Below are 12,653 nucleotides of genomic sequence, written 5' to 3'. Positions count from 1 at the left end.
GGGTTGTCGGTTTTACCATGAACGATGAGTCGAGTCGGGCGGGCCAGCGTGTTACCAGACGCAGCGTATCGGAAAGTCGCGTAAGGCCGGATCGGTGGTCAGTAAGGGGATCTGCTCGAGCTCTGCCTGGGCAGCCAGTATGCGGTCAAACGGGTCGCGATGGTCGACGGAATACGTCCCGGCGTGAATGGCTTGCGAGTAGTTAACGGCCAGATGCGTAAAGCCATCTGCGGTGACCAGCTCATCGAAGCGCTGGATGACCACACCGCCAATTTGCAGTTTGCCCAGACGGTGCTTGGTCGCAATCTCCCATGCGCTGGCGGCGCTTACGAGGACGGTGCTTTCCAGGTCTCCAATAACTTCCCGTGCGCGTGCCGATAGCCGCGCATCGTTTGTGAACCACCAGAGCAACGCATGGGTATCGAGCAGGACTCGCACACTACTGCTCCCAGGCGGCGAGTTCATCCTCCGGCAAGGGGGCGAAGAATGCGTCTTCAACCTGGCCCGTTACGCGCCCGGGTTGGCGCCGTTGCGGAGTGGGCTCCAGCGGCACCAGTCGTGCATACGGCCGGCCGGATTTCGCCAGGATGATTTCCTCGCCATCATGCGCGCGCTTCAGCAAGCGGGACAGATGCGTCTTCGCTTCGTGTACGTTGACCGTTGTGCTCATGAGCTCGCCTCATCTGACTAAGTCCTATGACTAAGCCTATATGCCGGCGTTGCATCAATCAATCGTTTCAGCGGGTTACTCCGTCGATTGGGTCTCCGCCAGGCCCGGCGCAAAAGGCAAGGTTTGACCCCGAAGGTCTCTCGCAACGCGCGTCTTGCGCGCCATCAAGTCAAAAGGCAACGTTTGACGCTGTGACGAGCACGTTGCGGGCAAGCCCCCGGCCGCCTTCTCGTGTCGTGGCCAAGGGAGCCGAAGGTCAGTTCCAGCAGTCCGTTTCGGCCGCCCCGCGGACTCCTGTGTTGTCGAGCGTTAGCGTACCGCAGCGGTGTCCCGTCTGGGGGCCGGCTGGGGCGGCCTGCAGGGTGAACGAATTTGCGTCAGGGCCTGCCTGGAACGAGAAGGTGTAGACCGTAGTGCCGCCGTCCCGAGGGGATGCCTGAAAGGGTAGATCCCCTGCATCGCTCACGTTGGAGTTGTACCGGTTGTTCACTGAGTACTGGCGTTCCATAAACTGAGCCAGTTCCATCAGGTCCCCCTGAGCGGTTGCCATGCGGCTGTTCTCGACGAATCGGTTGTAGGCGGGATAGGCGATCGCGGCGAGAATGCCAATCACGGCAACCACGATCATGAGTTCGATCAGCGTGAAGCCGGCTGACGCCTTTCTAGGTTGGTTCATTGGTCGGGCCCCGTGTGGTTGGCTTTGCTTCGAGCGGGTGTCATCGGATCTGTTCCCAGGATTGGCGCCCCATCTCGACACCGCTTGCGGCCTCGTCGATCGTGGTGATTTCTCCGCTGGCGCCACTGAGGTACTTGTGTTCAACCTCACCGCCGGTGTCCATGACGAATGGGGACGTTACCAGATCGTTGATTCGGCGCCCGCCACCGTGGGCCATTTCGCCGTCGGTCCCAGGGATGCTGATCCGGTCGCCAGCATCAAAGCTGCCATCCCCGTCGATGTCGAAGACGGCGTAATCCAGGCGCGAGCCGTTGATTGCGTCGAGCTCGTTGAGCCAGCTGAAGCCGCCGGTGGAACAGGGTGTGGCGGACGGGGTGACGCTGACGAAGATGATGCGGTCATCTCGAAGCACTGCCCGGCTGATGACCCGCTCGCCATTGGGCCCCTCGACAGGGGATTTCAGATCCAGGTACCACCCGCTCCGTGTGGAATACGACACTTGGTTGTCGGAATAGATGCGATAGTCCGCAGTCGAGTCCTGGGAGGCGGAGCCTTCGAACTCGATCGTCTGCTGTTGAAGGTTGTCCCGGCTACCGACCGGCGAGTTACCGTTGTCGTCGCGTATCCCATAAAACGTCTGTATGGACGGATCCGAGGGGACCAGGTTGGCCCCGGTCTCGTAGAATTGGCCGGTTCCGAAGAACACCATTTGGCCGCCATCCGGATGTCGTCCTACCTCGGGGCGTACGGTAATGGGCTGGGTGCGGCCGTCAGGTGCCGCTGCCGTGAACAATGGCAGTGGGGTCTGCCCTGACCGGTAGGCCGATCGCCAGTTGTCCTGGTTGTTGGTGTCGAAGGCCCAAAGATTGCCGAGCCGGTCGCCCGCATAGATACGGTCCGTCACCCGGTCGCCATTCAGGTCGACCGGGACAGGGGTCGCCAGGCCGTTGCTATTGTCTTCGTCTTCGTCGCCGCCTCGCTCCGTATTAATCCGACGGTGGAGACTTCCGTCCGCAAGGTTGACCATGAAGAGTTGAGCCTGGTGTGAAACGCTGTTATAGCCGTTGCCAAACAGGGCGACCCAGTTTCCGTCTGGGAGTCGTGCAATAGCAGGCTGTCCGATCGCGACACCGAGTTCGTCATGTGTGAACTCCCACATGACATCGTTGGCGTCGAAGTTTTCGGGATCGGTGACGTCCAGTGCGAAGATCGCACCCTTGCTACCGGTTTGGCCTTCAAAGGCGCCGGTGCTGCCAACCAAGATGCTGCGCCAGCCCCCGCGTTCGGGCAGGTATGCATCCACGACCCGTGGAGCCCCATCGACGAAAAACCGGTGGTTGTACCCGGGACGTGTTAGCTGCTCGAGATAGGGAAAGACGGCGTCCGGGACGTAGGCGAACAACTCTGTGCCGGTTTCGGCATTGAAGGCATGTAGCATGCCGTCGTTCGCGCCCACAAACAGGACCGGGGTGCGTCCGCGTTTGGTTTCGACCAAAAAGGGGCCATAGTGGTCGGCCTCGTCCTCGCTGGGCAGCCGCTGGTAGCCGAAATCCTGCTCGCCCATGAAGGCCGGGTCCGAGTTGATGATGTCGCCCAGGATGCGACTGCGTACGCGGAAGCTGCCGCCGTCCTGGTTGAGTTCGTTGGACTGGTCGCCCCTGAGGAATTCCAGACGCTGCTGACCGAGGGTGGCGTCATTTTCTGCGAGGGCCTCCTTTTGGTCCGGCGTCAGCGCACCCCATTGGAAGGCGATCCCGTTAGCCGCATCGGGATCAAACGTGAAGATTCTCCGATCCTGATGGACCGGCATCTGTTCGGCGGCGCTCCATTCCTGGTCGTCCACGCTGCCGTCCGATTCGTTGATGACCAGGGAGATTAGGTCGCCTGTCCAGTCCGTGCTGTCGAAAAGCGCCTGATAGATCCGGGTTCCGGCATCCAGGCGGGTCGAGTTGGCCGTGATGGCGGCTCCCGATGCCCGGCCCACGTCGAGCACTTGCCCAAGCGCATCGCGGAATGCCCCGGCCAGCTCGGATGCATTGCGGGCTGCAAAAAACTCGCCGCCCCCCTGGTCCACGGTGTCTTGAAGCAGGGGGTCGTTCAGGACATCGTCTTCGCCGAAGCCAATCAGGTAGCTGCGGATGTTGTTCTTGACCGGTTCTCCATCAAAGTCGGTCAAGTCGGGGCGCAAGTCGATGTCGAACAGTGCCATCGCAATGTCATCGAGGTAGTCGCTGCCCAGGCTCTCGTAGCTTTGGTGCGGTTTCCGGTCAAACGTATCGCAGTTCGCCCCGGTGCCGGTGCAGTCGCCGTCGTAGTCGATGTATTGGGGGATGTTGTGGGTGCTGAGCGCCCGGTCCGCCTGGGGGCGGCCATCCGTCATCGTGACGATGAAACTGGCCTGGCAGAACTGCTCGATTGGAGAGTTGGAGGAGACACCCGGTTCGTATGTCGGTTCGATATTGAAGATGTCGTACGCATTATGCGTAGAAGGCTCGAACGGCCCTCCGTCGGGGTGGAGGGTGAGTTTGTTATTGTGTCCTTGGACGAAATATCGGCCGAGTGAGTGTAGCGATTCGGCCAAGGGGGTGAGCGCGTTGGCGGGCAGGCCCTGGATCTTGTTCAGGAGCGCAGTTCGCGTCTGGTCAATGTCGTCGATGCCGACCAGGATATGCGCCGGCAAGTAAGTATCGGCACTGTCATCGGGTTCGTCTGAGTAGCGGGCCAACCCCATGCGTACATTGTTGGTCGTTTCAACAATCGCGGCCGCAGCGGCGCGCGCGACTTCGAGCCGTGTTTCGGTCAAGGAATTGTGCCGTTCACCGCTTTCGAAGGTGTCGAAATACCAGTTCAAGTAATGGCCGCTGTATGACGCAGGGAGGTAGTTTCCCGGTACCCGGGTGCCGTCGTCTGCATCCATATCCGCGTGCAGCCTTGCGTTGTAGGTTTGATCGGAGTCGAAGCAGGCTTCTATACCCCACAGATAGTTACTGTTCTGTTGTTCGATCTGGACCGTGGTGCCGTCGATAAGGATATCGATCTGGTCACTGCTGCCGGAGTATTCGAGCGTAGTGCCTGCCGAACAGAAAATGTTCTCGTTCGGATCGTAGGGCTTGTCTTCCACGATGTTCAGCATGGAGCCCGACGTGTCGAAGAGCATCATCACGTTGGGGGGAACGTTGGTCCCGGCCAGCAGAACTGGACTCTGGGCGATGCTCACGGAGGCTTGGGCGGCGGCCCCGAAAGAGGTCAGCGCCAGTGCCAAGCCTGCGCTTGCTAGCTTATTCAGGGTCTTGTGGCGATATGACATGGTGTTTGGCTCCAGAGGTGCATATGGCGCCCAGCAAATGGGGTCTCCCCATTACGGGCTGCCAAAGAGTTAGTCACGTCGGTATGACGTTTGCAGCCGGACGATCGCGCCTTCGCTCCCGCCCCATCCGGTGGCAGTGATCCGGTACATGCGGGTTTCGGGTGCGGGCTCGTCTGCAGCCAGATTCAGCTCGTCCGAGGCGATCCCGAGTTCTTCGATGATGTAGGCCGGATTGCGGACCAGCTCGGTGCCTGTCTGCGAGAACGTGACTGAGGTGGCACTGGAACCCAGCCAGTCAACGGTATCCCATACGGGCGGGTCCCCGGGCTCCGCTGGGTCCAGAAATCCCGCCGTGCTGCTGGGGTTCGAGAGAAAGGATTCTCCCTCACGCAAGGCCGCTTCCGCCGCCTCGAACGCCATTTGCCGGTCGCGGGTGTTGCCCGCCATGCGTTCTTGGAGAATCGTGGTCTGCATGGCGGTGACACCAATCAGCGTCATCAGCAGCAACATCACGAGTGCGACGATCAGCGCGCTGCCACGTTGTCGGGAAGTGGGGCAGATTACGCCGATTCTGGGATGTTCTTGCATGGGGGGCATTCCCTTAGTCCAGACGGTTGCGCAGGCCGATGGTCGTGGTCGCTACCTGCCGGATGCGTCGGTCGGCCTGGTCGCGGTCGATCTGCGTTCCGAGCAGGGTGTGAGTGCGTGATTCCGCCTGGCTATTCACGCGGTCTCCGCTTGCCATGAGGAGGGACAGGCGGACGCTCACGACTTGGTCCCAGTCTGTGACGTCGGCGGCGGTGATGTACTGGTTGGCGCTTTTGTTGTTATTGGTATCCACTCCGTACAGTACCTGCATGTTTTCGACCGCCTCGACTAGTTCTTCTTGGGGCCAGCCACCCGTTGGTGCCCCGGCACCTCCGACGCGCTGGCGGAAGAGTGCCGGTTCCCCGTTGGCTCCGGTCCCGATGAAATAGGCAACACTCACCCATTCATAGATGCTTGCGTTGTTGTCGTAGACTTGGGAGAAACCACCATCGGGCGTTATATTCCCAGGGTTCCCGCCCACACCCTTGGGTAGGCTCACAGCAGTGCCTTGGTTTGTTTTTTGCCAGATGTCGCCGCCGGAACACGTGGCGGTTACTGCCGCAATGATCGTGCCTTGGGGTATGCCGCTCGCTCCATCCGTGTTGATGGTGTTCGCTGGGGGGCTGGGGTTCCCGGACAATGTTACATCCAGCCTTTCTGCTCGATTGAGGACCAGGACATCGGAGCCCGGGCGGGCGGCATCTGCGATCGTTGCGCTGAGTGCTTCGCCGGCCCCGTTGGTCCAGCTTCCCGTGGTGCCAAGGGTGTAGGAATCGCCCGGTCCGGTGTTGGAGAATTCCCATCCGGCGACTGGCATTCCGCCCATCAGGGCGTCGCTGTATTCGGAGCCGTCTGGGTCCAACCAGTTGAAGAGGTTGCGCGCACAGCCGGTGAAGCCGGCCATCCGGACGTCTCGTTGCATGGTTTCCATGCCGAATCGGACGTTCTCCTGGACGCGAGACATGCCTTCGTGGAGGCGATAGGTCTGGCTGGTGCCCAGGAAAATCTGAATAGCGCCCGCGATCAGCATTAAGCCAATCAGAAGTGCGATCATGAGCTCGATCAGGGAGAGGCCTCGGCTGCGCTTGGATGCGCGGGAGTGGCTAGCGTGCGTCATCATGTTCAAAGTCTCGTGCGGAAAACGAAATCGCGCTGGTTGTCTGGATTGTCGGCTTCTCGCTCGGTCCAGCGAACAGTGATGGTTAGGGTGTCTCCGTTGCGCTGTATCTGGCCGTCGCCTTGCGGCAGGTAGCAGGAAAGCTGGTTGCGCCATTCGTCCAGATCGCGAGCAGCGACAGAGGAGGCAGTCGAAACGAATCCGTCGGTGCATGCGGACTCGGTGAACGATGACTCATAGCTGTTGGTTGTTCGTGCGACTTCGCGGTTGGCGCGCATGCGGTCGGCCATGTCGTATGCCAGAAGCGTGGCTTGCGTTCGTAGCTGGGCATCATGGTTGTGCTGCATGGAGGTGGTTTGCAGCCCTGCAAGCCCCAAGAGCCCGATCGCCAGTACGAGGACCGCGATAAGAACTTCGATCAGGCTGAAGCCACCGTTCTGGGTGCGGGTGGGATGCTGTGTCGGTTGTCTCATTATCGATTCCGCTCCTCCCTAGCAGTCGGCCCGGCTCACGCTGACGCGCCCCGTGTTTACGATCTGGATCTGCCTGGCGCGTTCGGAAGCGCCAGCAGGGCAGTCTTCAGGCGCCACGGTGAGCGTGAACGCACCCGCGGGCTCGGACTTTGCCCCCCGGCCATCGAAGGTGATCTGGTCTGTTTCGGGGGAGGAGGTAATGCTCATGCTTGTGGCCTGCCCATATTGTCGGATGATGTTGTCGCCGCTGCAGTTGTCCCCTGCGTGGACGCACCAGCCGGACGCGAAGTTACCGGACGCCGTGACGCTGACTTCCACGCCTTGCTTGATCGCTTCGCTACGAGCAGAGTTCAGTGCGGTAACTAGCTCGTTGGTCTGTGTGGTCGTGCGATTGTTTTCGACAAGATTTTGAAAACCAGGCACTGCGATCGTCGCCAGAATGACGAGAACCGCGAGGGTGATCATCAGTTCGATGAGGGTGAATCCGAGGGGTCGGGTCATTAGGCGTCAGCCGTTCGGAGTTTCCGTAACCTTAGTGATAAGCATGCGGCGGCTGCACCGCAAGGGTTGGTCGGCTTAGTGGTCGAATCGCGCCGACGAGCGGTTCGGGAGACGCCGCTCGGGGAGGCCCCGGGGCGGGCTCAGGTACAGTCGGACGTTTCGACGCGGGGCCGGCCGGCGCTACTGATGACGACGGCGCGGCCTTCGTCGCCTGTGGCGCAGATCGTGATGGTGCCCATGAGCAGGGCGCCCGAGAGACGTTCAGTCTGGCCAAGGGCGTTGTAGGAAACGCGTTGGCTTACGGGCTGATTTCCGGTTACCGCGACGCTCGGGTTGGTCCAGGCGCTGCCGATACGCAGGATGCTGTCGGGGCCGGATGGCTGGTTGGCTCGGCTTGGATTGGCGAAGAGAATCCAGCCGGCATCCCAGCTTGTTCCGGTGCAGGTGGCACCGTCGGTGGAGGTGCACAGCGTGACCAGGGCGCCGCGGCGGATCGCCTCGCTGCGGGTCATGTGCAGGGTGGTGAGGAACTGGTTGGTCGTGGTGGTGAGGCGGGTCTGTTCGACGAGGTTGCCGAAGGCGGGCGCGCCGATACCGAGCAGGATCGACGCCACGAGCAGGGTGACCAGCAGTTCCACCAGCGTGAATCCACGCGTGTGCGGCATGTTCGACTCCTCCCTGAGTCCAAACAAGATTCGGAGCGTAAAATGGTGACACCGCGTGTGCAACCGGCGGTGCGCCCTGGGCAAACCTCGGGCGTTGGTACTTGCCTACTGGGTGGTGACGTCGGTGGCAGGAACCGCTACGGCGTTGTTAGCACTGCCGGGTAGTTCGGGTCGCCGGTTGGGCTGGATATCGCAGCAGCGTGCGGGCTCATGCAGGCGATTGCTTCGCTTCGCTCGCAATGACGGGGTAGGCCTGGCAGTGACGGGATGTAGCGTCTGCTGCGAAATTGAAGGTGCTGGAGGTGAGCAGACCCATGGTGAAGGACGTGCAGCGGTTGGATCAGGCAGATCTGCTGGATCTGCAGCAGCAGGCGGCGCTCCAGGCGGGTGTGTCGGTCGGCTTTCGTGACGAGGCACGTTCCGGCGCGCCGACGCCGGAGCTGCAGGTGATCCCGGCCGGGGAGTTCGAGATGGGTTCGGATGCCTCGGAGTATGGTCATCAGCCGCATGAGGGGCCGCGGCGCTTTGTGTTGCTGGAGCGGCCGTTTGCCCTGGGGCGCTATCAGGTCACGCTCGAGGACTGGGAGGCCTTCCAGGCGGCGACCGGCTGGGAACCCTGGGAGTGGCTGGTGTGGCCCAGCACCCCGCGCATGCCGATCTTCAACATCAAGCCGGACAGCATCCAGCAGTATCTCGACTGGCTGAGCGAGGAGACGGGCAAGCGCTATCGTCTGCCGACCGAGGCGGAGTGGGAATACGCCTGTCGGGCGGGCACGCGCACGCCGTTCGCCTTTGGCGAGGTGGTGGGGTGCCGCGACGTGCACTTCAATTCGCTGTTTCCGTACGAGGAGCGGCGCCAGCGGCGCAGGTGGTATATCCCGGCGTGTTTCCCGTTGTCGCGCCCGCTGGATGTGGGCAGCTTCCAGCCGAACCTCTGGGGGTTGTACGACATGCACGGTAACGTGCAGGAGTTCACCTCCACCCCTTGGCACGACGGACACCAGTCGCTGCCGCGTGACGGCGTCTATCGCCGAGACCCGGACAACGAGTGGGTGGTGACCAAGGGTGGTTCGTGGTTCGACCCTGCCGTGAATACGCGCAGCGCGGCCCGGCGCCGCCGCAACATCGACGAGATGGATACCAACCTGGGCTTCCGCGTCCTGCGGGAGTTGGACGCTTGAGGCGTACCGGGCGAGGTCGCGGTGCAGGGTGAGCCGCTGGGTGGGCTGTTGCGGGCGTGATGCGTTTCGCTTCGCTCAACAGCATCCTACGCGGGGCTCGCTGGACGGAGGGTGCACCGAGCGAAGCGAACTGCACCGATCCGTTATTCGGGTCGAAACAGGTGTATTTCCAAACCCTCAATGTGCCGATAGTGCCGATCGTTGGCCGTGATGAGTGGCAGGCCCAGCTGTGTAGCGGTCGCCGCGATCAGCGCATCGGCCATCTGCATGTTGTGGCTGAGGGCGTAGGTCTCGACAAGGAAGGTTGCGCGGTTCGAGATGGCTTCGCTTACCGGTTGGATGCGGGCATCCCAGTACTGGACGGCTTGACGCAGCGCGCGGAATTCGGTCTGGTCGCGCAGGCCCTGGATGAGCTCCATGTACGTTACGGCGGACACTGTGAATCCCGGCGAGCGGTCGAGCCATTCGCCGGCTCGCTGATTCCCGCGCAGATTCCAGATCAGGACATCCGTGTCCACTAGCATTACTTGAATTTCCTCGGTTGCCGGATTCGTCGGACGTAGTCGTCAACCGAGCCTTGCTGGTCCCGCCAGAGTCCAAACAGAGGATTGTGGGCGGCGCGTGCTTGCGGGGCCGCGGCGCTCCGGTATGGGACCAATTTGGCGCGCAGGCGGCCTCGATACGTGATCTCGATCTCCTCGCCCCGGTCCACGGCGGCGAGCAGTTCGCGGCTGTGCAGGCGCATGTCCTTGGTGGTGGCTTCCATGGCGGCCTCCCTTGGTTACACTTTGAAGTGTAACTTGTGCGCGTTGGGGGTCAAGAAGCTGGGTTGCTGGCCACGGCCATTTTGATGCGTTTCGCTGTGCTCAACAGCATCCTACGCGGGGCTGGCTGGCTGGCTGGGTGTAGGGTGCACTGAGCGAAGCGAACAGCACCGTTCGCTTGGTTGCGAACGGTGGCGCGCCCGATGGTTCCGGTCAGTAGTGGTAGCGGAGCTGCGCAATCAGCAGGGTATTGTTGTCCACCTTGTAGACGATGCGGTGTTCGCTATCGATCCGGCGGGACCAGTAGCCGGCAAGGTTGTGCTTGAGCGGTTCGGGTTTCCCGATGCCCGTGAACGGGTCGCGCTGGATGGCCTTGATTAGCTCGTTCACGCGGCGAAGCGTTTTCTTGTCGTGTCGTTGCCAGTAGAGATAGTCCTCCCAGGCAAGTTCAGCAAAGAGCAGCCTCACTCCTCCAGGCTCCGCTCCTTGCCCCCTCCCTTTTCCAGTTCGGCGACCGATGCCAGCAGGCGTCGAGCATTCTCTGGCGCCCGAAGCAGGTAGGCCGTTTCCTGCAGGGCCTCAAAGTCTTCCAGTGACATCATGACCACGGAGGGCGCCTTGTTGCGGGTGATGATGATCGTGGAGTGATCCTCGCAGACCTTTTCCATCGTCTTGGCCAGATTACTCCGGGCTGCGGTGTAGCTAATGGCGTCCATGGGGTACCTCTGGGAGGTTGGGGATGTACATGTACAGAATAATGTACATAAAGGGGCGGGTAGCCGCAAGCCAGTTGGTCCAGTGATCGTGGCGTAGTGGGGGGTATGGGCCGGGGAAGGCGGGAGCGATGCGTTTCGCTGCGCTCAACAGCATCCTACGCAGGGCTGGCTGGCTGGGTGTAGGGTGCACTGAGCGAAGCGAGCTGCGCCATTGGTTTGCTGCTTACCGTTAAGCGTTATATTCATGTGCACATGATCAAGAGCTTTCGGTGTAGGGAAACCTGGGCGCTGTTCGAAACGGGCAGGAGTCGACGCTGGTCGAGCGTCCGAATGATCGCGGAACGCAAGCTGATTCAGCTTCAAGCGGCGGAGAAGCTGCAGGATTTGCGGTCACCGCCGGGGAACCGGCTGGAGGCCTTCTCAGGCGACCGTGCGGGACAGCACAGCATTCGCATCAACGCCCAGTGGCGCATTTGTTTCCGGTGGACGGACGAGGGTGCCGAGGACGTGGAGATCGTCGATTACCACTGAAGGGTTCCCGAAGGAGGTTAGACCATGACTACAAACGGTATGCGGCCCATCCATCCAGGCGAGGTCCTGCGCGAGGAGTTTCTTGCTCCGCTAGGGCTTAGTGTGAACGCGCTTGCCGGGGCATTGCACGTGCCGACGACGCGCATGAATGACATTGTGCGCGAGCGCCGGGGCGTCTCCGCCGACACGGCTATGAGGCTGGCGCGTTATTTCGGTACTTCCGAGCGTTTCTGGCTGAACCTCCAGGTTGAATACGAATTGCGGCGTGCCCAGATCGAACTCGCCGACCGCGTGCGTAGCGAGATCGAACCCCGCGCCGCGTGATCACGGTTGGACGTAGGGTGCACTGAGCGAAGCGAACTGCACCGTGTCGGGCGGTGCCGCTACAGCCAGCGGGCGAGCCAGAGGCGCAGGCGCAGTTCGAGCGGCGGGGCGTAGCCCTGCTTGCGGAAGACGATTTCGCCGTCGGGGTTGATGATGAAGCTGGCCGGGACGCCGCGCACGTTGTAGCGTGCGGCGAGGGCGCCCTCCGGGTCGTTGATCACGGCCAGTTCGCGCTCGCGTTCGTTCAGGTGGTCGAGCACCTCTTCCTTGACGCCGGACTGCATGGCGACTGTCAGCACCGGGTGGCCTTGCGACAGGCGCACGATCTCGCCTTCCTCCAGGCGGCAGATCGGGCACCAGGTGGCCCAGAAGTGCAGCAGCATGGGTTCGTCCGCGTAGTCCGCGAGCGAAACGGGCGTTCCATCCAGAAGATGGGCCTCGAATTGAGGCGCCGGGCCCTCGACCATGTCGCGCGCCATCCAGGCGCGCACCGCCAGGAAGATCACCAGCGCGAGCCCGATCTGGATGCCCCAGCTGAGCGCGCGGCGGCGCCGCGAGGGCTTGGGGCGTTTCGGCGTTTCTGGCGGGGTCTCGGTCAACGGATCATCTCGGCTTGTCCAGGGCGTGCGCGGGTGCCGCGGGTCTTCGGGCCCTTGCGCACGGCGATGCGTACCAGTTCGTCCTCGTCTTTCATCAGGCGTTCCCTTTGTGCCTCGGTCAACAGCGGATTGCGCGCGACGAAGTAGCGCAGGTTGGGGTCGCGGTCATTTACGCAGGCCTCCACCTGGTCCGGGGTCAGGTCCGGGCGCTTGGCGCAGTTGAGGCGCACGGTCTGGTTCGGGTCGGCCAGTAGGAGGACGACCTCTTCCGGCGTCAGGTCCATGCGCCGCGAGAAATACGCCTTCACCTGGGCGTGCTGGTCGCGTACCAGTAGCGGGCGCCACTGGTCCGCGAGGTCCGCGGACAGGGCCAGGTCCATGCGTTCCTCGAACGTCATCGCCTTGTATTGCTGCTTCAGCTCGGTCATGGCCGCAACATTATAGGCGGGCCGGTTGGGATGCGCCGATACGACCCCACAATGTGCAGGAACGACAGCGGCCTGGGGCCTGTCGTACTATTAGAAGACGATGATCTACCCCG

Annotated in this window: 18 protein-coding genes; 3 read left to right on the top strand and 15 right to left on the bottom strand. The window is 61.9% G+C overall.

The window, feature by feature from the left end; all coding sequences use genetic code 11:
* Positions 1 to 51: 51 nt before the first annotated feature.
* The 9 genes from D575_RS0103990 to D575_RS0103950 form a co-directional block, all read right to left on the bottom strand.
* Positions 52 to 438: a type II toxin-antitoxin system VapC family toxin gene (locus D575_RS0103990; RefSeq protein WP_017942637.1), complete on the bottom strand. Its 387-nt coding sequence runs from the start codon at positions 436 to 438 to the stop codon at positions 52 to 54.
* Position 439: 1 nt separating this feature from the next.
* Positions 440 to 670, bottom strand: coding sequence for a type II toxin-antitoxin system Phd/YefM family antitoxin (locus tag D575_RS0103985; protein ID WP_017942638.1), 231 nt, complete (start codon positions 668 to 670; stop codon positions 440 to 442).
* A 256-nt stretch (positions 671 to 926) separates the two neighbouring features.
* Complete coding sequence (locus D575_RS0103980; protein WP_018144622.1) at positions 927 to 1,346, bottom strand: type IV pilin protein; 420 nt, start codon at positions 1,344 to 1,346, stop codon at positions 927 to 929.
* Between the two features lie 40 nt (positions 1,347 to 1,386).
* Positions 1,387 to 4,653: a pilus assembly protein gene (locus D575_RS0103975; RefSeq protein ID WP_026182041.1), complete on the bottom strand. Its 3,267-nt coding sequence runs from the start codon at positions 4,651 to 4,653 to the stop codon at positions 1,387 to 1,389.
* 69 nt (positions 4,654 to 4,722) lie between these two features.
* Positions 4,723 to 5,241 carry a PilX N-terminal domain-containing pilus assembly protein gene (locus D575_RS0103970; protein WP_018144619.1) on the bottom strand — a complete coding sequence of 173 codons (519 nt, stop codon included), beginning with the start codon at positions 5,239 to 5,241 and terminating at the stop codon, positions 4,723 to 4,725.
* Between the two features lie 13 nt (positions 5,242 to 5,254).
* Positions 5,255 to 6,361 carry a PilW family protein gene (locus D575_RS0103965; RefSeq protein WP_018144618.1) on the bottom strand — a complete coding sequence of 369 codons (1,107 nt, stop codon included), beginning with the start codon at positions 6,359 to 6,361 and terminating at the stop codon, positions 5,255 to 5,257.
* 2 nt (positions 6,362 to 6,363) lie between these two features.
* A complete protein-coding gene (gene pilV / locus D575_RS0103960; RefSeq protein ID WP_018144617.1) occupies positions 6,364 to 6,831 on the bottom strand; it encodes a type IV pilus modification protein PilV in 468 nt (155 codons plus the stop codon).
* A gap of 18 nt (positions 6,832 to 6,849) precedes the next feature.
* Positions 6,850 to 7,332, bottom strand: a complete 483-nt coding sequence (locus D575_RS0103955; protein ID WP_018144616.1) for a GspH/FimT family pseudopilin — start codon at positions 7,330 to 7,332, stop codon at positions 6,850 to 6,852.
* Between the two features lie 140 nt (positions 7,333 to 7,472).
* Positions 7,473 to 7,997 (bottom strand): GspH/FimT family pseudopilin, encoded by a 525-nt coding sequence (locus D575_RS0103950; RefSeq protein WP_018144615.1) that lies wholly within the window; start codon positions 7,995 to 7,997, stop codon positions 7,473 to 7,475.
* Between the two features lie 314 nt (positions 7,998 to 8,311).
* On the opposite strand from D575_RS0103950, the gene D575_RS0103945 reads away from it, so the two are divergent.
* Entirely contained in the window at positions 8,312 to 9,178 is an 867-nt protein-coding gene (locus D575_RS0103945; RefSeq protein WP_018144614.1) for an SUMF1/EgtB/PvdO family nonheme iron enzyme, read from the top strand.
* 143 nt (positions 9,179 to 9,321) lie between these two features.
* Here the strand turns inward: D575_RS0103945 and D575_RS0103940 are convergent, their stop codons facing one another.
* The 4 genes from D575_RS0103940 to D575_RS0103925 all read right to left on the bottom strand — a co-directional run bounded on the left by D575_RS0103940 (position 9,322) and on the right by D575_RS0103925 (position 10,658).
* Complete coding sequence (locus tag D575_RS0103940; RefSeq protein ID WP_018144613.1) at positions 9,322 to 9,702, bottom strand: type II toxin-antitoxin system VapC family toxin; 381 nt, start codon at positions 9,700 to 9,702, stop codon at positions 9,322 to 9,324.
* Positions 9,702 to 9,944 (bottom strand): type II toxin-antitoxin system Phd/YefM family antitoxin, encoded by a 243-nt coding sequence (locus D575_RS0103935; RefSeq protein WP_018144612.1) that lies wholly within the window; start codon positions 9,942 to 9,944, stop codon positions 9,702 to 9,704. Before D575_RS0103935 ends, D575_RS0103940 begins: the two co-directional genes overlap by 1 nt.
* A gap of 211 nt (positions 9,945 to 10,155) precedes the next feature.
* Positions 10,156 to 10,410, bottom strand: coding sequence for a Txe/YoeB family addiction module toxin (locus D575_RS0103930; protein WP_018144611.1), 255 nt, complete (start codon positions 10,408 to 10,410; stop codon positions 10,156 to 10,158).
* A complete protein-coding gene (locus D575_RS0103925) occupies positions 10,407 to 10,658 on the bottom strand; it encodes a type II toxin-antitoxin system Phd/YefM family antitoxin (RefSeq protein ID WP_081612091.1) in 252 nt (83 codons plus the stop codon). The genes D575_RS0103930 and D575_RS0103925 overlap by 4 nt, the downstream gene beginning before the upstream one ends.
* Positions 10,659 to 10,910: 252 nt before the next feature.
* Here D575_RS0103925 and D575_RS0103920 point away from each other — a divergent pair, with 252 nt between their 5' ends.
* Together D575_RS0103920 and D575_RS0103915 are read left to right on the top strand one after the other, a co-directional pair.
* Positions 10,911 to 11,189, top strand: a complete 279-nt coding sequence (locus tag D575_RS0103920; protein WP_081612096.1) for a type II toxin-antitoxin system RelE/ParE family toxin — start codon at positions 10,911 to 10,913, stop codon at positions 11,187 to 11,189.
* 24 nt (positions 11,190 to 11,213) lie between these two features.
* A complete protein-coding gene (locus tag D575_RS0103915; protein WP_018144608.1) occupies positions 11,214 to 11,513 on the top strand; it encodes a HigA family addiction module antitoxin in 300 nt (99 codons plus the stop codon).
* A 59-nt stretch (positions 11,514 to 11,572) separates the two neighbouring features.
* Here D575_RS0103915 and D575_RS0103910 read toward each other — a convergent pair whose 3' ends face one another.
* Together D575_RS0103910 and D575_RS0103905 are read right to left on the bottom strand one after the other, a co-directional pair.
* Positions 11,573 to 12,112, bottom strand: coding sequence for a protein disulfide oxidoreductase (locus tag D575_RS0103910; protein ID WP_018144607.1), 540 nt, complete (start codon positions 12,110 to 12,112; stop codon positions 11,573 to 11,575).
* Positions 12,109 to 12,540 (bottom strand): hypothetical protein, encoded by a 432-nt coding sequence (locus tag D575_RS0103905; protein ID WP_018144606.1) that lies wholly within the window; start codon positions 12,538 to 12,540, stop codon positions 12,109 to 12,111. Before D575_RS0103905 ends, D575_RS0103910 begins: the two co-directional genes overlap by 4 nt.
* Between the last annotated feature and the right edge of the window lie 113 nt (positions 12,541 to 12,653).

The sequence above is a fragment of the Thioalkalivibrio sp. AKL6 genome, assembly GCF_000376905.1.
In the GTDB taxonomy this organism is placed as follows: domain Bacteria; phylum Pseudomonadota; class Gammaproteobacteria; order Ectothiorhodospirales; family Ectothiorhodospiraceae; genus Thioalkalivibrio; species Thioalkalivibrio versutus.
Note: the sequence above shows the minus strand (reverse complement) of the source record. Positions and strands in the feature narration are given on the sequence as shown.